Annotated in this window: 13 protein-coding genes; 4 read left to right on the forward strand and 9 right to left on the reverse strand. The window is 66.6% G+C overall.

The annotated features are described in order from the left end of the window. Positions 1–103: 103 nt before the first annotated feature. The 4 genes from BSF38_RS10950 to BSF38_RS10965 form a co-directional block, all read right to left on the reverse strand. Positions 104–3112: a zinc-dependent metalloprotease gene (locus BSF38_RS10950; protein WP_076345530.1), complete on the reverse strand. Its 3009-nt coding sequence runs from the start codon at positions 3110–3112 to the stop codon at positions 104–106. Between the two features lie 277 nt (positions 3113–3389). Continuing rightward, on the reverse strand, positions 3390–4586 hold the full coding sequence (locus BSF38_RS10955; RefSeq protein ID WP_076345532.1) for a rhomboid family intramembrane serine protease: 1197 nt from the start codon (positions 4584–4586) through the stop codon (positions 3390–3392). A gap of 37 nt (positions 4587–4623) precedes the next feature. Then, a complete protein-coding gene (locus BSF38_RS10960) occupies positions 4624–5343 on the reverse strand; it encodes a CAAX prenyl protease-related protein (protein WP_076345534.1) in 720 nt (239 codons plus the stop codon). Positions 5344–5398: 55 nt separating this feature from the next. Continuing rightward, positions 5399–6067: an HAD family hydrolase gene (locus tag BSF38_RS10965; RefSeq protein ID WP_076345536.1), complete on the reverse strand. Its 669-nt coding sequence runs from the start codon at positions 6065–6067 to the stop codon at positions 5399–5401. Between the two features lie 454 nt (positions 6068–6521). On the opposite strand from BSF38_RS10965, the gene BSF38_RS10970 reads away from it, so the two are divergent. Beyond that, positions 6522–7475 carry an aldo/keto reductase gene (locus BSF38_RS10970; protein WP_076350757.1) on the forward strand — a complete coding sequence of 318 codons (954 nt, stop codon included), beginning with the start codon at positions 6522–6524 and terminating at the stop codon, positions 7473–7475. A gap of 17 nt (positions 7476–7492) precedes the next feature. Here the strand turns inward: BSF38_RS10970 and BSF38_RS10975 are convergent, their stop codons facing one another. The 5 genes from BSF38_RS10975 to BSF38_RS10995 all read right to left on the reverse strand — a co-directional run bounded on the left by BSF38_RS10975 (position 7493) and on the right by BSF38_RS10995 (position 15668). After that, a complete protein-coding gene (locus BSF38_RS10975; protein ID WP_076345538.1) occupies positions 7493–10051 on the reverse strand; it encodes a fused MFS/spermidine synthase in 2559 nt (852 codons plus the stop codon). Between the two features lie 19 nt (positions 10052–10070). Then, a complete protein-coding gene (locus tag BSF38_RS10980; RefSeq protein ID WP_237170842.1) occupies positions 10071–11378 on the reverse strand; it encodes a nickel pincer cofactor-dependent isomerase, group 22 in 1308 nt (435 codons plus the stop codon). After that, entirely contained in the window at positions 11375–13312 is a 1938-nt protein-coding gene (locus BSF38_RS10985; RefSeq protein WP_145952068.1) for a hypothetical protein, read from the reverse strand. The genes BSF38_RS10980 and BSF38_RS10985 overlap by 4 nt, the downstream gene beginning before the upstream one ends. Positions 13313–13591: 279 nt before the next feature. After that, on the reverse strand, positions 13592–14383 hold the full coding sequence (locus tag BSF38_RS10990; RefSeq protein ID WP_076345544.1) for a hypothetical protein: 792 nt from the start codon (positions 14381–14383) through the stop codon (positions 13592–13594). A gap of 469 nt (positions 14384–14852) precedes the next feature. Beyond that, positions 14853–15668, reverse strand: a complete 816-nt coding sequence (locus BSF38_RS10995; protein WP_237170843.1) for a DedA family protein — start codon at positions 15666–15668, stop codon at positions 14853–14855. A 422-nt stretch (positions 15669–16090) separates the two neighbouring features. Between BSF38_RS10995 and BSF38_RS11000 the strand changes: the two genes are divergently transcribed. From BSF38_RS11000 to BSF38_RS11010, 3 genes are all read left to right on the forward strand, one after another. Then, on the forward strand, positions 16091–17668 hold the full coding sequence (locus tag BSF38_RS11000; protein ID WP_076345548.1) for a CARDB domain-containing protein: 1578 nt from the start codon (positions 16091–16093) through the stop codon (positions 17666–17668). 375 nt (positions 17669–18043) lie between these two features. Further along, complete coding sequence (locus tag BSF38_RS11005; RefSeq protein ID WP_076350758.1) at positions 18044–18829, forward strand: alpha/beta hydrolase; 786 nt, start codon at positions 18044–18046, stop codon at positions 18827–18829. A gap of 168 nt (positions 18830–18997) precedes the next feature. After that, positions 18998–20251, forward strand: a complete 1254-nt coding sequence (locus BSF38_RS11010) for a hypothetical protein (protein WP_076345550.1) — start codon at positions 18998–19000, stop codon at positions 20249–20251.

The raw sequence follows: 20251 nt of genomic DNA on the forward strand, positions 1-20251 counted from the left end.
CGGCATGAGCGGTCGAAACGAAGCGGGACCGTTCCCGCCGCCGTCAAGGCGAGGAGAACGGTCCCGCGAGAAGCGCGACCTGGGTTCGGCGGACCAGTTCGGATCAGGGCTCGCGCGAGTCGATCCGGGCTTCGAGAACCTTGGAGATCTTCTCCTTGCACTCTTCGAGGTGGGCGCGGGTGGTGTCGTCGAGCTGGGCGCCCCGGGTTGTCAGGGCCGTCGAGATCCGGCCGAGGACGTCCTTGAGGTGCAGCCGGGCCAGCGAGCGGGCGTCGGCGGGGGTGGCGGAGTTCGAGCCTCCCAGCAGGACCACGTAGGAGTAGCTGTCGGACATCGAGCCGCCTCTGTCGCCGAGCACGAGACCGCCGAGGCGGCGGAGGTACTCGCGCTGGAGGTTGCGGCGGATGGTCGACAGGCCCGGCTTGGCGGTCTTGTCGTCCTTGGCCGGGATCTTGTCGAGGTCCGACCAGATGCCGTCGGTCAGGGCGCGGAAGACCTCGTCGATCCGCAGCGGGTCGGCGCCGGGGTTGGCCTGAAGCTCCTGGTTCTGCAACCGCGAGAGCGTGTCGGGGCTCAGGCAGTGGCCCAAGACGATCTTCTGAATGCCCAAGATCCGCTCGAACACCGAGATGTTGACGCCGGGGCCGCTGAAGAGCCCCTCGTTACCCCAGTGCATCCAGCGCTCGTTGCCCAGCCGGCGGAGGACGGTCGGCGAGAACTGGAACGGCTTGTCGCTGAGGATCTCGGTGGCGAGGAACTTGAGGCACTCACGCTGCTTGGCGCCGGCGACCGGGTCGATCGGGTCGCGGGCGTCCTTGTCGGCCTTGTGGTCGCGCGAGACCGACTGGCCGGCGACGTACTGCGAGGCCAACGTCGCGGCGTCGCCCCACTGGCTGAGCAGGATGCTGAACGCCCGGCGCATCCGAGACCACGACTCGCCGTCCTTGACGACCCGCGAATCCAGGTCCTTGAGCAGATCGGCCGCCAGTTCGATGCGGTCTTTGGCGAACTGGCAAGGATCGGCGCCGAGGTCCCACCGGTTGACGTACGGGTCGTCGTTGAGGATCACGTCCTCGTCCGTGGCGTACGTCAAGTCGTGCTCCGGCGCCCGCGCGGCGATCTTCTTCAGCTCGCCCGCCTCGTCGCCGTCGGCCTGCTTGTAGCCGTACTCGATCGCCCAGTAGTCGTAGGGGCCGATCGTCGTGGTGTAGTAGTCGCCCTGCTTCTTGCCCTTGGGGGCGATGTTCACCGGGCTGTAATCCATCACGCTCGCCACCAGGCCCTTCGACCGGGTGATCGAGGTGTCGTGAAGCTGGTCGGCCGTCAACATCGTGCTGGCCTTGAAGTTGTGCCGCAGGCCCAGCGAATGGCCGACCTCGTGCATCACGGTTTCCTTGATCGCCTGGCTGAGGAAGTCTTCCGGCAGCTCGTCCTTGGGCTCGGGCTTCTTCTTCTCCTCTTTCTTCTCAGGCTCCTTCTTCGCGTCCTTCTTCTCGGCCTCCTTGGGCTTGTCCTTATCCTTGTCCGCGGAAGCGGGAGGGGTCGGCGCGGCCTGGCCGCCGGCGAGGGCGATCGAGGCGAGGCCGAAGTCGTGGGTGAAGCCGTGCTGGCGCTGGCAGAAGCCGCGGGTGCCGCGGAACAGGTTCTTGGCGAGCTGCCACTGAAGGGCGCCCTGATCGGAGGGGATGACCTCGGCGACCATCTGGCCGGGAACCTTGTCGAGCAGGTTGAGGCCGGGGGGCTTCATTGCGACGGGGAACCCGAAGCCCATCTTCGAGGCCAGGATCGGGCTGACGACCTCGCCGACGGCCAGCGGGGTGGCCGACACGTCGCCGTTGGCGGACGTGGTGCTGCCGATCAGGAGGGCGTACTGCTGCTTCCAGTAGCGAATCCAGCTCGCGTCGAAGATGACGTCACCGTCGATGATCTCGCCGGTCATCGGGTTGGCCCGGACGCACGACATCGCCGAGGTGGTCTCGTTGGTCACCCAGCGGAAGGTGCAGTAGTTAGTGTCTTCCGGGTCGAAATCGTCGCGCCCCGGCTCTTGCCAGCGGACCGCCAGGACGTTTCGGAAGCCGATCTTCTCGAACGCCTTGTTCCATTCGAGGATGCCCTCCTCGACGTACGGCCGGTATTCGAGCGGGACGTTGTCCTCGACGTACCAGACGAGCTGCTTCTTGGGGGGCGAAAGCTTGGCGCGGGGGTCGGCCTTTTCGAGCCGCCAGCGGTAGATGTTACGAACGAAGTTCGAGTCCGGGCTGGTGCTGCCGAAGTCCTTGGAGGCGGTCAGGAAGTAGCCGACGCGGTCGTCGGCCTGGCGAGAGCGGTAGCCGGCGTCGGGCGTCCGCATCAGGCTGTAGTGGATGACCAGCGTCAGGCCACGCGCGTCGGCAACGCCGTCGTCGCCCTGCGAATAGCCGCCGCGACGGCCGCTGCCGCCGTAGGTCGCCTCCAGCTCCAGCTCCATGTTGTCGGCGAACCCCTTGACCTTCTGCCAACTGCTTCGCGAGCGGTCGACCGGCCCGATGCCGAGCTGGGCGAAGTCGGTCATGAAGATGTCGGACAGGTCGATCAGCACGGCGCCGCCGCGCATCATGTTGATCGCCTGGATGGGCAGGGCCATGATGACCGAGTCGGTGTAATTCTGCTTGACCGCCTTATCGAGCGGGGTGCCGGCGGGGGCCTTGTAGTGGATGTTGCGGCGGACCACCTGCACCCGGTCGCCGACGCGGCGGAAGACGATGACGAGGTCGTCGTCGCCGACCGGCATGCCGGCGTTGGCCATGCCTCGGGCGATCGTCACCGGAACCAGCAGCGTCTGGTTGAACTGGTCGGGGCGGATCTCGGCGTAGAGGTGGTCGCCGGTCTTGTGGAGCGTGAACAGCCCCTCGATCTTCTCGGCGTCCTTGGTCACCTCGTTGAAGTCCCGGAACTTGGTCTGAGAACCGCCGTGACCCCCGCCCGAGCCGCCGCGCGAGGCAGCGAGGATGCTCTCGATATCGATCGCGTTCGGCGCCGGCTTTGCCGCCTCCTGCGCCCAGGATGTCGAGACGGCCGCGAGCGCGGCGAACGACAGGAATGGGATCCACCTCTGACGACCGTTGCGACTCATGAAGCCCTCCTCTAGTTCCTGCCGAAGACGCGAGCGGATCACGCGGGGAGTCGGGCCGCTCGCCCTGGAATTGGGGTGGGGACGACTCGACGCGGCGACGGCCGAATTCGGGAGAATCCCCCCGTCTTCCCCAGATTTCTACACTCTCATCCTGCCGAAACGATTCGTGGTTTGCAAGCTGACGGTTTGCGGGATGTCGGGGTCTTGCGCGTCTGGTCGTCGTTTCCGATTTCTCTGGCGAAATCGATTCCGTCGACCCAGCCGGCGGCCGTCGCGATCAGGTGCCGCGAACCTCGTCGTCGATCTCTAATACGCCCTCCTCGCGCTTCTGTTCGGCCAGCGCGGCGAGCTGACGACGAACTTCCGCGAGCTGCGGGGTCAGCCCGGCCTCGGCGACCCCTTCGAGAACCCGTTCGCCCGCGACCGGCCGATCGAGCCGGCGAATCAAGACTTCCGCCAGCCGGAGCCGGATCTTCACCGACGGGAACTCCGACTCGTCGATATAGGCGCGCATGAGGCCGGTGGCGTCGTCCCAGGCCTTCTGGGCCAGAACCGCCTTGATCAGCTCGATCCATTCCGGGTCGGGGGGACGCCACCGGCTGAACTTTCGCCGCATTCCTCTATAGAAGGAGAGCGCGGCCTCGGTCTCGCCGGCTTCGAGATGCCCGCGAAGCGTCCTCAAGGCCGCTTGCGACGGGTCTTCGCCGGTCGCCGCAGCCGCGGCGTCCGCCATCTTCTTCTTGGCGGACTTCTTCGCCCGCTTCCGGACGTTGTCCGCGAGCGAATACGACTTGGTCGACTTCCCGCCCCCCTGCCCCTTTCGGCCCGCCATGATGCTGAGCAGGTCCCAGCCCTCGCAGTCGACGAGCTTGGCCTTCAGCAGGCCGACGCCCGCAATGGTCCCGACCGCCGCCCCGCCGGCGTGGGCCAGGGCACTCGAAGCCGCGAACTGCGAAGCGGTCGCGCCGAGGACTTCCATCACGATGTAGAACCCCGCGAACCAGAGGATCGGGATCTCGTGATCGGTCGGAAAGAACTGGAAGAAGGCGATGCAGTTGAGATCGTTGCGCGGCGCCCAGATCAGGCAGATCGCCATCAGGCCGAAGATCACGCCCGACGCCCCCAGCATGTGCCGGACCACTTCGGGCCGGACCAGGAACTGAATCGCCGCGCTCTCGCAGGCGCCCATCGCCAGGTAGACCGCCACGAAGCCGATCGCCCCGAGCTTCCCCTCGACGATGATCCCGAACGCCCAGAGGAAGATCATGTTGCCGATCAGGTGGCCCAGGCCCAGGTGCATGAACACGTTGGTCAGCCACTGGATGGGATGGCGACCGCCGCCCAGTTCAAGCGACCAGTCCATATAGTCGGGCGACGGGAACGCGAAGAAGATCAGGACGTTCAAGACGATCATCGCGACCGTGGCGATCGGCCGGTGGTAGATCGGCGCGTCCGTCCCCCAGGGGATGATCATCTCACGGCTCCCTCGGAAACAAACGACCAGACGCGGCTCACCAGAACTTCCACGACTGCGTCGCCACGACGTAGACGCCAAGGGCCAGGTTGGCGACGAAGTGGCTGACCACGCAGGCGGAGACCGATCGCGTCTTCCAGAGCAGGCCGGCCCAGATCAGACCGGTCAAGAGCGCGGGGAGCCACTCGGGATGGGACAGAGCGAAGACCCCCGAGCTGATCGCGGCCGCGAGCGGCGTCACCCGGCCGATCGGAACCTTCCAGAAGTCCTGGTCGATGATCCAGCGGATCAGGAACGATCGACAGAACAGCTCTTCGAACACCGGCACCAGCAGCGTCAGGCCGACGAACCGCACGGCGATGAACGACCACTTGCCCGCCGGACTCAGGACGTTGGGGTCGAAGGCCGTGCGGGCGCCTCCCATGAACGGCAATGAGGGATACAAGCCGTCGAGCCCGATCCAGAGGACGATCACCAGCAGTCCGGCCGCCACGGCCATCGCCAGCGCGGCGGGACCGGGGGCCGGGCGAAGGTCGCGCCAGGTCGAGCGATAGTACCACATGATACAGGCCACGATCACGGCCTTCGCCGCGTACGCCGCCGGATACCACCCCGGGTTCGGCAAGCTCCCTTCCAGGCTGGAGAGCGCCACGTATGCGAACATCGGCGCGACGTACGGAATGAAGTCGTGATCGGCAGCCGGATGGTCGTCGGAACGGATTTCTGTCGGGGATTCCACGGAAGCGGGAGCGGACATCAACGATCTCCTTGCGGCGAATTCAAGATGCTCTCGAAGGGGGAGAGGCCCGAGATCATGCAGCCTCGGATCGTCCCAGCCAGGCCAGCAGCGCGGGGTCGTCGAGCCGGGGGACGATCAGGTCGGCCCGGTGGAGACCCTCGGCCGGGCTGTGCTCGTGCGGCACACCGACCACGAACGCGCCGGCGGCTCGGGCCGCCTCGACGCCCGCCCGGCTATCTTCTAGAACTAGCACCGACTTCGGATCTTTGCCCAGCCGGTCCGAAGCTTTCCGATAGATCTCGGGATCGGGCTTGCCGTTCACGACGTCCTCGGAGGCGAGCACGAACGCGAACCGGTCGCGGATCGCGTGCCCGTTCAGCAGCCGCTCGGCGTAAACCCGCCGCGACGACGTGGCCACGGCCGCCGGGATCTTCCGGCTCTTCAAGTGATCGAGCAAGACGAGCAACCCCGGCGACGGCGAAACGTCCGTGTCGACGACGGCCAAAAACCGCTCGCGGACGTCGGCCAGCAGCACCTCGGCCGGCGCGTCCAGCCCGCTCATGGTCTTGAGCACGTGCCCCGCCTCAACCGACCGGCGGCCGATCATCGCCGCCATCATCTCCGGCGTGAACCGACTGCCGCGCGCTTCGAGCATCTCGCACGAAACCCGGTAAAACAGGGCTTCGGTGTCGAACATCAGGCCGTCCAGGTCGAAGACGACGGCGTCAATCGCGGGGAGCATGAGCGTTGACCGATCTCCAGGAGCCTGTCGGCCCGGGAAAGACCCCCGCGCCGACCATCTCAATCCATACGTTCGGACCACAGCTTACCCATTCCGACGAGAATCCGCATCACGCGTCGCGAACGAACGCAGTCATGACTCCGCGCATGCCGACGCCCACATCTCTAACCTACCGCGCGGCGACGTGATTGATCGCGACTTTTCCGCCCTCCTACAATGATCGAGATCACGAAGAGCAAAGCAAAGACACCCGACGGCCTGAAAGTGGGAGTGAATTGGGGTGGTCCCGGTCCGAATACAAGCCCGAAGCGCAAGCGAGTGAATTCCCGATTGACCGTTGGAATCAATTCACTCGCTTGCGCTTCGGGCTGGTATTTCGCTTCTCGATCGTCCCGCGGGTGGTCCCTCGCTCTCTTTCACGGCAGCACCCACAACGATGGTTGAGGAGAATATGATGAAGACCCGCAAGATCGGGGGCTCCGGCCTGGAAGTCGCTCCGCTGGCATTCGGCGGCAACGTGTTCGGCTGGACGGTCGACGAGAAGCAGTCGTTCAAGCTGCTCGACGCCTTCGTCGCAGCGGGTTTCAACCTGGTTGACACCGCCGACATGTACTCGCGGTGGGTGCCCGGCAACCACGGCGGCGAGTCGGAGACGATCATCGGCAAGTGGTTCAAGCAGACCGACAAGCGCGACAAGGTCGTGCTGGCCACAAAGGTCGGCATGGAGATGGGGCCGGACAAGAAGGGGCTTTCGAAGCCGTACATCTTCAAGGCGGTCGAGGACTCGCTGAAGCGACTCCAGACCGATCGCATCGACCTCTACCAGTCGCACAAGGACGATCCCGACACGCCCGTCGAAGAGACCCTTGAGGCTTTCGGCGAACTGATCAAGCAGGGCAAGGTGCGGGCGATCGGCGCCTCGAATTACTCGGCCGCCCGCCTGGCCGAGTCGCTCAAGTTCAGCAAGGCCGAGGGGCTACCCGCTTATCAGTGCCTTCAGCCGCAGTACAACCTGATGGAGCGCGCCGGGTACGAGCACGATCTTGAGCCCCTCTGCGACCGGGAGAACATCGGCGTCATCCCGTATTACTCGCTGGCGAGCGGCTTCCTTTCCGGCAAGTACCGCACCGAGGACGACCTCAAGAAGAGCGCCCGGGGCCAGGGGGTCAAGAAATACCTCGACGCCCGCGGCTTCCGCGTCCTCGACGCCCTCGAAGCGGTCGCCGCCGAGACCGCCTCGAACCCCGCCCGCGTCGCCATCGCCTGGCTGATCGCCCGCCCCAGCGTCACCGCCCCCATCGCCAGCGCCACGAGCATCGAACAGCTCGACGACCTGATCGAAGCCACCCGTCTCGAACTCGACGACGCGGCGATCAAGCGGCTGAACGAAGCGAGCGCGATCGCCTGAGAGTCCGAACGCGCGGCTCACTGCCACCGAGTCGGCCGATGCCGGAGCTGCTTCAAAACGCCGATGCGCTCCGGCGAGCCGACGAACGTCTGATCGGGGAAGCGGTAACACGCGCGGATTCCGGCCAGAATCCGCGCGTCCAGGCTGGAATTCAACCACATGCCGGCCAGGTATTGGAGCCGCAGATTGCGGTCGGTGTTGATCTGGGCGCCCCGCGTCCACTCCTTCATCAAGGGCGCCTGGCCGGCGTACGTGGCGAGCAGGTCGACCCCCTCCTCCAGCCCCGCGTCGCGTGCCTCACCGAACCCCACCTCGCGGAGCGACTGCTTCACGAGCTGATGGTCCGGGCGGTCCAGCCGGCGTTGCAGCGCATCGACGTCGATCACCGTCGGCTCGACCTGGCCGAACAGGACGGCGTCGTAGGTGATGCCCTCGCGATCGTTGCTCCAGAGGATTCCGTTGGGGAAGACCTCGAAGAAGGTGGCGATCACGCTCTTGGCCGTCTCCTCGTTGCTCTCGTAGAGCGGAATCCAGAGGCACACGATCCCGCCCGGATTCAGGTGATCGCGGCACATCCGGTAGTATTCCACCGTATTCAGCGCGGCGCAGCCCTTGACCCACGGGTCGATCGGATCGGAGGTGATGACGTCGAACTTCTCCCGGGTGGTGCGGAGGAAGTGCCGGCCGTCGTCGTAGACCACCTCGACCTGCTTGCCGTCGACCGTGTGGGGGTTCTGCTGTGCGATCCCGTCGACCACATGGTAATTCTCCTCGCCGAACATCGGCGTCACGACGGTCGGCACCAGCGGCTCGATGTCGCATATGACGATCCGCTTGACGTCGGGATGTGGGATGAAGGAGCCGGCGGTGACGCCCGCGCCACAGGCCACGACCAGCACCGACTCGGGCTTTTGATGTACCAGCGACGGGATGTGTCCGAGCATCCGCTGGAGCCGCATGTCGGCGGGCCGGGTCGACGCCTGGACCTTGCCCGCGCCGTGGAAGCTCCGCACGCCGTCCTTCGACTCGGTGACGGCCACCGAGACGTTCGCCCCCTCGCCGACGTAGATGCAGAACACGTCGTAGTCATCGCCCTTGGGGATTTCCTTGACGATGCCAGGTGCCGACTGGGGGAGCAAGCTCACCGTCTGCCGGCCGAACGCCACGACTTGCCACGGCATCGGCGTCACGCTCCAGGCCAGCCAACCGGCGACCCCCATCGCGACCGCCAGGGCCGACGCGCCCCCCAGACGCACCGTTCCGGGCGACGGCCGGACCAGGGGCGTCAGCGCCGCCAGCGCGGCCGCCGCCGTGAGGCCGATCAGCGCCCGCTCGGCGCCGGCCGTCCCGATGGCGGGGACCACCAGCAGGCCGAACACCAAAGCTCCCGCGAGGGCGCCGACCGTGTTGGCCGCATAGACCCCTCCGACCAGCCGTCCGGGGTCTTGGCCGCGCGAGGCGACCGCCGCCAGCGCCAGCGGAAAGCTCGCCCCCCACAGGCAGGCCGGCGGCAGGACGGCCCAGAGGCAGCGCGCCAGGTCGAGCTGAAACGTGTACCAGGGGCTCGGCGACAGTTCGGGGAGGATCGGCCAGTAAGGCAGCGACTGCGAGATCATGACCGCGGTCCAGGCGATGGCCGCGGTGAGGAGCCACTGGCAGGCGCCCAGGGCCAACCTCGCCGACGCGGCCCGCCGCGCCAGCAACGCCCCAAGGCTGCTCCCGATCCCCAGGCCGATCAGGAAGACGGCCAGAATCAACGAGAAGGTGTACACGGTCCCGCCGAGCATCAGCGAAAGCAGACGGGTCCAGACCACCTCGGCGCCCAGGGCCGACATCCCGGAGAGGGCGATCGCCAGATACACGGCCCAGACGCCGGCCGCTCGCCCCTCGCTCTCGTTGGTCTCCGGCTCGGCCGTCGCCTCGCCCCCCGCCGGGACGGTCGCCAGGGCCAGGGCGATCGCGGCGACGGTTAGATTGATGGCGAAGGCGACGTAGGTGGCCGTCGCCATATCGTGGACGCGCAGCAGGTAGAAGCCGGCCAGCAGGCAGCCGAACACGGCCCCGGCGATGTTGCCACCGTAAAAGAAGCCCAGCCACGACACCCCCTCCGGGCCGGTCTCGACCCGGCGCGCGATCGCCGGAAGCGTCGCCCCCATCAGAAGCGTCGGCGGCAACAGGCAAAACCCGGCCACGACCCCGCGCAGCAGGACGTCCGGCGTCCCGTGGCCGGTGTAAAGCAGATACACCCGTTCAACGTACGGCATGCCGTACAACACCAGCAGCCCGATGACGCCGATGCCCAGTTCGAGCAGTGCGTAGACCCGCAAAGGGTTCCGCCGGGTCGAGACGAGGCGCGGCAACAGCAGGCTGCCCGCGCCCATGCCGCCCATGAACGTCCCCAGTAGCACGCCGAGCGAAACGGCGGTCGAGCCGATCACCAGTTGCAGGAGCTGGAGCCAGACGACCTCGTAGATCATCGCCGCACAGCCACTGCCGACGAACAACACGAGCAATACGGGTAGAAGCCGGCGAGGCGAGCCCGAGCCGGTCGGTAGGGTCAAGTCCTGTGCGTGCATCGAGCTGTCGTCTCCTCTATCAAACGCGCGGCGGGCTCGCTCGCCGACCGCGAAGGCTTTCGGGAAAGAGGCGTTCCTGCTCGATGTTGTCGACGGCGTTGAACGGAAACGGGAGGAAATCGGTCTCGAAAGTCAGCTCGGGGTGGGCGTCGACCTCGGCTTGGAGAGGCCGGGTGACCCAGAGGGTCGTGAGTTCGAGGGTGTTGGGGATCACGACCATCCGGGCGTCGTTCGGGTCGATCCGCCAGCAGGTGTCGAGGCAGGCGGCCAGCACGTCGCGGTCGGTGGGCATCGCCAGCGGCACCCGGGCTCGGGTCAGGAAGTTGCTGGTGAAGCAGTTGACGTGGATCGGCGTCGGGTCGATCGCCCGGACGAGGCGGTCGGTCGTCAGATCGGCCAGGCCGACGCCCAGGGCGTTGCCCCGCGACTCGACCGAGACGTCGAGCACGGCCAGGCGAGTGATCGACGGCGACGGCGGGTCGGGCATGGTCTCGACGCGCTGGCGGCCGATCACATTGGGGTCGAGCCCCGTGCCGCTGTAGTTCTTGCCCAACTCGCCGACGATCAAGACGTCGATCTGGTCGAACGGCAGGCGAGCCATGAGCGCGCGGGCCTCGGCCAACAGCGCGGGCTCGACGGCCAGCAGATCCTCGGGCTCGACGGCGACGATCTTCGCGGTGTGCTCGGAGGCGTTTTCGAGGATCGCCAGGCCGACGGCCACGGGGGTTTTCCGGAGCAGGAAGGCGCCGACCTCGGGCAAGATCCGCCGCAGGCCGTCGAGCCCCAGCTTGTGAACCTGCGCCGCCCCCTCGCGCTTGCCGAGACCGATGGTGAGCATCTTCAGCAGGCCGCTCTCGTAGTCGCCGGTGAACGAGGTGTGGGGCTTGATCCGGTTGAGCAGGACGATTCCGTCGGCCTCGAAGGCGTTGCGGTCGAAATGGATCGGCAGGCCGAGGGAGTTGGTCCCCATGACGACGGTGTCCATCTCGCAACGGACCTCGCAGCCGACGGTCCGCTCGGTCACCCCCAGCTCAGCAAGCAGCGAGCGCTGGCCGTCGGCCGTGCCGCCGCCGTGGCTGCCCATCGCCGCGACCACGAACGGCTGGAACCCAAGCCCGCGCACGGCGTCGACCGTCGCCCGGGCGATCTCGACGATCCCGGCGATCCCCCGGCTGCCGACGGTGATCGCGACGCGTCCCCCGGCCGGCGCGCGATCGACCAGCCGGCTGACGGCGACCGCCAGGGCGACCGCCGCCGGCGCGTCCGGTGCCTCGGGTTGATCGAACGTGCGACGGACCTTGGCGATCGGCGGCGGCGTCATCGTCATGGGGGTGAGACCTGGGAAGGAAGAGGGTTGGGAACTTCCTCGTTTCCTCTGGATTGTAGCCGAAGCTCTGCCGGGTTGTTCGATTTGCGCCGCCAGACCTCGATCAGCCCGAACCGCGCTTCGGGCTCGTATTCGTCCAGGATGACCTGCGTCAGTCGCTTCAAGGGAATCCGGGGTTGGCGGCCGATCTCAGTGGGCGACCAGACGACGATCGAATCGTCCCCCGCCTGTTCCAGGTCGTGAGCGAACTCTTCGTCGAGGTCGTGATGGACCAGCCACATCCAGGCGACGCCCGTCTCGACGTGGAAGGGAGACCTTCGGCCCGTGGGACCGTTGACGCAGGGAAACGGCGGATTGTTCAGGGCGTTGGCCACGATCGTGGTAGGGCCGGTCGTCTCGCGCACGTAACGCAAGAGCCGGATGTATCCATCCCATGTGTAGAAAGGCTGTTTCGATTGGTCGAACCAGATCCACGCCCCGGGCGGCAGCCTGGGCCATCTCGAAGTGGCTGCGGCGCGGATCGAATCAAGAGTCGCCCGGACGTCGCAATTGTACGGAAACCACCTAGGGAGAGTCTCGAACAAGAGCAGCACGATCAGCAGCAGGCCAGGGAAAGGCCGGCGCAGCCTGCCGGAGTTCTCGGTCGCGATCCGGGCGCACCACGCGATCGGAATCGCCCAGGCCGTCGAGCCGACTAAAGCCAGCGGCGTCCTCAGATAACTATGATCCATCGGGTGCAGGGGGCGATAAAACAGCGCCCCCACGACCGCGAGGAGCCATGTCCGGGCGTTCGCCTTGACCAGTCCGCGAGGGGGACGAAGGCTCAGATACGTCAAGGCGATCAGCAGGGCCGCCCTCGTGGGTTGTTGGATCTCCTCAACCAGGAACGTCACCGCTCGGGCGGGCGTGAAGGTGCTGTAAGGTCCGCCGTAGGCGACGACGCGGAGGCTCCGGACGAGGTCGCCCAGCACTCCGGCGACGATCAAGGGCGCGAAGCCCACCGTCACGAACAGCCCGAACGCGCCGGTCCACTCCAGGAGACGACGCACGCCGCGTCGCGACCACTGACCTCCGGGATCGCCGTCCGATCCGGCTTCGCTCCGTATCGCGGCGTCCGCCAGCGCGGGGAGGAAGAGGACGACGTGAGGGCGGATGGTGAAGGCCGCCGCGGCCAGGAACGCCGCGAGCCATCGGCCGCGCCGGCCCGGCCAGGCCTGGAGCACGAGGATGCCGAGCGTCGCACCCAGCGCGGCATGCCAGTCGCGCTCGGCCACGACCTCGAAATGCTGGTCGAGATAGAAACCGAGAAACATGAGATACGCCGCCATCCCCGGGAGGAGGCCGCCGAAGCACCTCCGGCTCCAGGCGAGGACGACGCCCCCCAACATCAACAGCGCCGCCGCATCCACTCCGTAGAAAGCCCTGGCGTAGCCCCAACCGAACAGTTTGCCGAGAATCCAGTGCAGATAGATGTGTCCCGGGAAGTTATAGCCTCGGATGTCGCGATACGGGAGTTCCCCGTCATTCCACCCGTGGGCGAACTCCGCGAAGGCCTCGACGTCCCGGCACCAGGGCCAGTAAAGGTAGTGCGGAATCCAGATCGCCAGCCAGACGACAGCCGCCCCCACAAGCCCGTAAACGAGCCAGCTCCGCAGCGCCGCCGTGGAGAGTGCATCGAGCCGATCGAGGCCGCGGGCCAACCGCGCCGTCGATCGGTCTTCAGTCCCTCGGCGTCCGGCCCAGAAGACGCTCAGCACGTAGCCGGCCAGAACCGCCGCGAAGGCCGATTCGAGCGCGTGAGAGCGGACTTGTCGAGGGAGGTAAGAGATCAGGTCGTCGGCCAGGTACAGGCCCAGCAGAACCACGGCCGCGCCCGCCCCCAGGAGGATCAATCGCGGGATGCCCAACGGTTTACGCCCTTGACTCGGACTCATCGTCGGGACTCCGACGCTTCCTGCCCCAGGATGCGATAGGGTCGGGCTTCAGACTCCACGGCGCTCTGAGTTCCTATTAGAGCGTCCCAACACGGACGTTCGTAGCGGATTCAGACTCGGGAGTCGGGAATCCCCCGAAAACCGGGCGGCTCGCATCGCGGCGGCGGTTCGAAACGCCAAAGCCCCTCGCGAGCCGAGGGGCGTCGCGAGGGGCTGTTTTTTGGCTTCACAACCACGCGGGCGAGAGCGCGCCCGCGGTGCGGCTGATCAGGTCGATCGTCAGGCGGCCTTGCGGCGGTCGCGGACCCGCTTGACGAGGGTCGCGGCGCCGATCATGCCGGCCCAGGCCAGCACGGTCGACGGCTCGGGCACGGGGACTTCCTGGATCGGTCCGCCCTGGGCCGAGTAGGCCGCCGGGTAGGTGATCTGCGGGTTGGCGTTCTGGACGCTGACCGGCTTGGTGGTGTACGGCTGGGAGGTCAGGACGACGATGGTGCCGCTGGTGGCGCCGGCGCCGAGCGGGCCCTTGTCCTTGGCCGGGTCGAGGTATTGGAACGTCAGGGCGCCAGTCTGCGAGCCGGGCAGCCAGGCGATCGACGTCGGGGTCTGGATGACGCTCCCCGGGGCGGCCGCGGGCAGATCCAGGTTGCCGACCTTGCCGTCGGTGACGACGAAGACCGAGCTGCCGGGACCGCCGGTGTTCAGCAGGTCCGCCAGGGCGGGCGTGGCGTTGAACTGGAGCGAGGCGCTGTTGACCGAGGTCGGCTCACCGCTGACGTCGGAAACTTTGTTGACGCCGAACTGGTAGGCGTAGGCGTAGAGCCCGGCGAAGGCGCCAGTCCCTTCAAGGACCTGCGATTCGACGATGCCCGTGACCGGCGTGCCCATGAACTGGTACGCCGAAGTCAGCGGCGCCACGCCGTCGATCGGCTTGAACAGGCTGTTGAAAGCCGACGCGGAGATCTCGGGCGCATTGAGGTTTTGGACGATCGGGGTGGCGTGTGCGGTCGAGGAGGCCGCGCTCAACACGAGACCAGCGCCCAGGGCGAGAGCAGAGGAGATTTTGTTCATTCGAGTCGATCTTCCAGGGTTGATCTGGGAGGCGCGTCGCATCACGAACCTCCCCGTGCGAGTCAATCCGTAACTCGCCGGCCGGAGAACGTCTCCGGACGGTACCCGCGGGCCTTGGTGCATCGAACGCGGGTCGAAGGAGCCGAAACGGCGATGCCGCCGCGACTCCCCTCCTGGATCTCCCGTCCTCGAGTCCGGATCAGCGGCTCGAACCCACGCCCCAGCTTAACAAAGCCAGGCGGCGCGCGGTCCTCGACTTCCGATCGACGACTCCCACATGAGGGCGAGAACAGGCTCCAGCGACTGGTACGCGTCTCCAACCAGCGTCTAACGCCGGCTGAGACGATCGGCAAGCTACCACGAACGACCTGGAGGGTCAACACGACTTTAAGCATTCGCACACGGATCAAGCCGTTCGCGGACCGGGGGCTGAAATCAGCCCCGCACGCCCTAATTCAGGCCGATTGTTTCAATGCGGGACGACCGACTCGGGCGCCGTGAACCCGGCGGGGGGTTCGGGGCTCGGAAATCGTTCCACCCGCGCCCGGGACGGAGCCGGGTCGACCGGCTCGGCCGGCGACGGCTCGGGAGCCGCGGCGGCCGGGGCCGAACGCGACGGCGACTTGTCCTGGATCGCTAGGTCGTCGGGAGGCAGCGGCAGGTCGTCGCCGTCGGCGACCAGCACCGGCGGACCGACCGGCAGCCCGGCTCGCTGATGGGCCTTGTAATGGCGGTAGATCAGCCAGCCCGCGACGCCCACCCCGATGCTGATGGCCACCCACTGCTGGAAGTCGTGGATGCCCTTCTCGATCTGGTGGGCGAACAAGTAGCCGAGCAGGAACATCAGCGACGTGCTCAAAAGCGCCGCCACGAAGTCGGTGAGCAGCAGCTTGAGCGGCGGCAGCTTGAGAATTCCGGCCGTCAGGTAGGCGGCAGTCCGAAAGCCGACCGCGAACCGGCCCAAGATCAGGATCTTGAAGCCGTGGCGGTGGAAATAGCCCTTGATCTGCGCCTCGCGGGCGCGGGTCAAGAGCCGTCGGGTCAAAGGCAGGCTGAGTACCCGCTCGCCGAAGTAATAGCCAAGGAAATAGACGATGAAGTCGCCGAGGAGGACGCCGGCCAGGCAGGTCGAGAACGCCAGCGGGCCCGACATCCGGCCGTTGCGGGTCAGGATGGCGGCCAGCAGGACCGGCGCTTCCTCGGGGATCGGCAGGCCCAGCCCGCCGAGAACCAGTATCAACGCGATCCCGACATACCCGAGCTGTCCGACTAGCTGCTCCGTCAACCTCGACTCCCGCTCCTCGCGATCACTCCCGCCCGGACGCTCGAACCCGACCGCGGCGAGACGACGCTCGACCCTCGATCCCTCTCGACGGAGCGCGATCGAGCCGCGCTCCATCTCAAATTTGGTATCACAATGAGGCCGAAACGTCGAGGCCCTGCTTCTCGACCGTCCACCATGGATCGCGTCGCGCCGGCCAGTTCGCAGCTTGATCGCAGGCCACGGCGGCTTTCCTCCCCCCCAATTCGAACGGTCTTGACCTTGTCGGCCGACATCGATAGTTTGCCCGGAGCCCAAGGAAGGGTCCATTCGAATTGCGAACGCCGCCACGACTCCCCGACGAATCGGAACGCCCGCGGCGACGCGGCGAACCGACCGAGCGGGCGACGACCTCGGCGTAATAGTTCTCAGGGAGGAGAACGACCATGTCTCAGAATCGGCGATCTGCGGGACGTCGGCGCGCCTGGGGGCGCGGACCGATCATCTTGCAGTACGACTCCCTGGAGAAGCGCGAGGTGCTCTCGGCCGCGGCGCAGGGCTTGCCCGACCTGGTAGGGTCTTCCTTTGTGACAGTCCAGAACGCTGACTGGGGCGACTCGGTGACGGCCTCGGGCCAGATCACCAACCAGGGCGTGGGCGACGTCACGAAGCCGTTCAACGTCGCCATTTACGCCAGCGGCAGGGCGGCCATCGGCCGCGCCTCGGTGTATCTGGGCGAGGTGACGATCCCCGGGGGCCTGGCGGCCGGCCAGTCGGTGCCGTTCACCACGACGGTCCAGCTTCCGAGCAGCCCCGTCCCGAACATGGCTCAGAACGGTATCGTCCATCTCGACCTCAAGGTCGACTCTCAGCAACAAGTGGCCGAGAGCAACGAGCGGAATAATTCGGGCATCGGCCCGGGCTACGACGAGTCGGCGATCCAGATCAGCCCGGCCCAGCCGGCCTTGCTCACGACGGCCTCGGTCGGCGTCTATCCCACCAGCGCCACCTGGGGCCGGACGCTCTCGGTGACGGCGCAGATCGCCAATGCGTCGTACGGCGCAGCGCCGGCCACGCGGGCCCAGGTCGTGCTCACGCCCGTCGGCACCTTGCAAGGTTCCGGCTCGGACGTGACGATCGGCAGCATCAAGGTTCCGGCCGTCGCGGCCTGGCAGACGGCGAACGTCGAGGCCAACATCCCGCTTCCCGCGATCCCTCCGCTCCTGCTCAGCGGGACGACGCAGTACACGCTCTCAGTCCTCCCGGACGCCGATTTCGCCACCAACCCGGTCTCGCCGCACCTCGCGACCGGCGGCATCGGCGTCGACCAGGCGGTCGTGAACATCAACCTGCCAGTCAATGCCGACGGGACGACCACGACGCCGGACTACGGCGTCCTGCCCGACCTGGCCACCGGGACTGTCACGGTGGGGAGCTCCGAGATCAACTGGGGCAAGAGCTTCCAGGTCCAAACCACCGTCCAGAACATGGGCGAGGCCGATCCCGGCCCGTTCCGGGTCCGGTTCCTCCTCGTCGGCCCCAGCGGAAACACCACCCGGTCCATCTTCCTGGGCGACGCCACGATCCCCGGCCTCGCCCCCGGCTACAGCCAGGCGATCAACCAGACGCTCACCCTGCCCAGCAGGCTTCCCGACGGCGTGGTCCTCGACAGCGTCGGAATGGGCAAGATCGTGGTCGTCGCCGATCCCGAAAACGCGCTCAACGAGACCTTCAAGAACAACAACACCGCCACCTCCGCGCCGATCACGCTCCGCCTGCTCGGCAGCAACGGCTCTACGTACGTTCCCAATTACCCGCCGCCGGGCCAGCTCCTCCCCGTCAATCTACCCTCGGCGGCGAAGAACAGGCGAGCCGCAACGGCGGCGCAGGCCGCGAAAGGTCTAGTGGCCCCGCCGACCAAGAAGCTGTACCGCCGGCCACTGCCGAAAATCAATAACAGCGTCACGCATCAACTCAGCGTCTTCCCCAAGACGGTGGGCGACTTCATTAAGAAGTACATCTAAGCGAGGTGTCACAGCCGCGACCATGCACGAGGGAGTGAACACGCGACACCCGATTGCACCAAGGCAAACACGCAGTCACTCCCTCGCTCTCCACGCCGACTGCGTAGAACCCCCAGGTTTCGGATCACTGGCAACCGACACAACCCAAGCAGATTTCATGGATTCGGCGCTCTTTCGGATCGCAATCCGGGAAACTTGAGACAAAATTGAAAATACCTAGGCGGTTTGTTGAAGGGCGGCAAGTTCGTGGCTATGCTTTGCAGGTCTGAGCATCTCACCCTGATAGGCTGAGCGACGGCTTCCACCTCCGGTCTTCGCCTGGAATCTCCCGCGTTGATCGACTTCTGGGAAGTCTTGTCCAGTGAGGTTTTTTCGATGGCCCAAGACCGGATTGATGCACAGGGCTCCTCGACGGTGTCTTGCAGTTCGCCACTGGTGGATGCGCAGTTCATCCCGAGGCAGTATGAGCCCAACTATGCGTACCCGCTCTTGGTCCTCCTGCATGCACGAGGGGGTGACGAGGACCAACTCGTCAAGGCCATGCCGGCGTTGAGCTGGCGGAACTATGTGGGTCTCGGCCTGCGCGGCCCGACGCCGGTGATGAAGCGCGAACGGTTGTCCGGCTATTCCTGGGGGGCGGACTTCGAACTCCCCGATCGGAGCGGTTTTCGGGTTCGCCCTCGGCTGTCGGAAGCCGAGTCGGTGCGTCGGTCGCTGTTCGACTCGGAAGCCGACCCGATCGACCGTCTGGAAGAAGGCGTGTTCACGGGGATTCGCCAGACCCGAAGCCTGCTGCACGTTCATTCCGAGCGGATCTTCCTGGTCGGCTGCGGCGAAGGGGCCGCGGTGGCGTATCGGCTGGGGCTAAGTTTCCCCGACAAGTTCGCCGGCGTGGTCGCGATCAACGGCTGGCTCCCCGGCGGATTCCGCCCCCTCGGCCGACTTCGGGCGTGTCGCGACTTCCCCGTGCTGGTCGTCCACGGCGCCTGGAACAGCCGGGTCCCCCTGTCGCGAGCCCGTCGCGACGTCTCCACCCTCCGCGCCGGCGGCCTCCGCGTCGCCTTCCAGTCCTACCCCTGCAACCACCGCCTCAGCAGCGGCATGCTCGCCGACGTCGACACCTGGCTCATGAACCACTGCACCAACCAGCCCGCCGTCTGAGAACGCCTCCGCAGCCGATCCGGGATGATCGACGAGGCCGCCTCGCGATCGTTCGGACGGGGAACTTGCGCCGGAATGAGGCGATTCTGTTTCAAGCCGTCTGGTATACTCCACGCGTACCATTAACGGCGCATGCCACAGTGATACGCATTTGAGAGAGCCACCGACATGGACGGCGAGTTCGCCTGTCCGGAGTGCGGCCAGATCGTCAAAGTCCGCCGGTTCGGGTCGGGGCGGCAGGTGCGTTGCAAGTTCTGCAAGCGCCTGCTCGAAGTCCCGTTCCTGCCCCGGGCTTCGAACGGCTGGAAGCGAACTTCGTCTGCACAGCCGCGGTGGGTCGTCTGGGCCTGGGTGGGCGTCGGCTTCGTCGCCGTCGCTCTGGTCTCGACGGCCGCCATGCAACTGATCCTCAGCCAGGAACGAGCCGCGCGCGCACACACGATCAATAAGTTGATCGCCGCGTCCGAGGCTCATGAACAAGCGGGCCGCTTCGATATGGCCTTGCTCGACCTCGACACGGCGCTGGAATACCTGCCGTCGGCCGTCCCGGCGCACACGAATGACAGGAAGACGCTTCGCGACCGCCGCCGATCGCTGGCCGTCCGCGACGTTCAGTCGATGATCCTTCAGCTCGCCGAGCGCGACGCATCGGCCCTCGGCGACTGGTTGAACGTCCAGGCGCGGGTGGGCGCCGACCACGATCTCGGAACGCTCGGGAACGAAGTGCGGGCGAAGTTCCTGGCCGCCCTGCACCGCTGGATCGACGTCGAGGAGGCCGCCGCCCGATCGGCCGTTGAGTCGCAGCGCCCGGTTGACGCCGTCGCTCATTGCACGACCGCGGCCGGAGTGGCGATCCATCTGCCTCCCGACGACAAGCAAGCCGTCTTGCGACGCCTCAACGCGATCGTCGTTCCCCTGATCGAGCGCCGAGGGGTGGTGATCGACAAACCGTCCGGCGAATTCCTCTTGGGGACCGAGGCCGGGTATGACAAGTCGATGCGGCCGGTGATGATCAAGGCGCTGGGCGACAAGGGCTACCTTCCCGCCGCCTCGACCAAGCCCTGGCGAGACGACTGGTCGCGGGCCCCCTACCGGCTGACCCTCTCGATTCACGAGCGGCAGGAGGGGAATTACATGGCGACCCAGAACCGCCTGACGCGCATCGAGGCCCGGATCAGCTTCTCCCAGCAGGGACGCGAGATCTGGAAGTCGACGCCGAACGCGCGGACGACCGTCCCCCTGCCGAGCCTGCCCAACTTCATCTCGACCCGGCTGGCGCTCAGCGACGCTCGACTCCCCGAGGTCGAGAAGATGCTGTACGAGAACGCCCAGGCGATGATCGGCGACAAGTTCAAGGCCGCGCTCGCCGCCATCCCCGACTGCCCCCGGCCGATTCCCCCGGCCGTCGCCGGCGGCCGCTGA

The sequence above is a fragment of the Paludisphaera borealis genome (assembly GCF_001956985.1).
Taxonomy (GTDB): domain Bacteria; phylum Planctomycetota; class Planctomycetia; order Isosphaerales; family Isosphaeraceae; genus Paludisphaera; species Paludisphaera borealis.

Bases quoted from the DNA above. Each gene is read 5' to 3' on its own strand.
- BSF38_RS10950 (WP_076345530.1), bottom strand. From the start codon at position 3,112: ATGAGTCGCAACGGTCGTCAGAGGTGGATCCCATTCCTGTCGTTCGCC.
- BSF38_RS10955 (WP_076345532.1), bottom strand. From the start codon at position 4,586: ATGATCATCCCCTGGGGGACGGACGCGCCGATCTACCACCGGCCGATC.
- BSF38_RS10960 (WP_076345534.1), bottom strand. From the start codon at position 5,343: ATGTCCGCTCCCGCTTCCGTGGAATCCCCGACAGAAATCCGTTCCGAC.
- BSF38_RS10965 (WP_076345536.1), bottom strand. From the start codon at position 6,067: ATGCTCCCCGCGATTGACGCCGTCGTCTTCGACCTGGACGGCCTGATG.
- BSF38_RS10970 (WP_076350757.1), top strand. From the start codon at position 6,522: ATGAAGACCCGCAAGATCGGGGGCTCCGGCCTGGAAGTCGCTCCGCTG.
- BSF38_RS10975 (WP_076345538.1), bottom strand. From the start codon at position 10,051: ATGCACGCACAGGACTTGACCCTACCGACCGGCTCGGGCTCGCCTCGC.
- BSF38_RS10980 (WP_237170842.1), bottom strand. From the start codon at position 11,378: ATGACGATGACGCCGCCGCCGATCGCCAAGGTCCGTCGCACGTTCGAT.
- BSF38_RS10985 (WP_145952068.1), bottom strand. From the start codon at position 13,312: ATGAGTCCGAGTCAAGGGCGTAAACCGTTGGGCATCCCGCGATTGATC.
- BSF38_RS10990 (WP_076345544.1), bottom strand. From the start codon at position 14,383: ATGAACAAAATCTCCTCTGCTCTCGCCCTGGGCGCTGGTCTCGTGTTG.
- BSF38_RS11000 (WP_076345548.1), top strand. From the start codon at position 16,091: ATGTCTCAGAATCGGCGATCTGCGGGACGTCGGCGCGCCTGGGGGCGC.
- BSF38_RS11005 (WP_076350758.1), top strand. From the start codon at position 18,044: ATGGCCCAAGACCGGATTGATGCACAGGGCTCCTCGACGGTGTCTTGC.
- BSF38_RS11010 (WP_076345550.1), top strand. From the start codon at position 18,998: ATGGACGGCGAGTTCGCCTGTCCGGAGTGCGGCCAGATCGTCAAAGTC.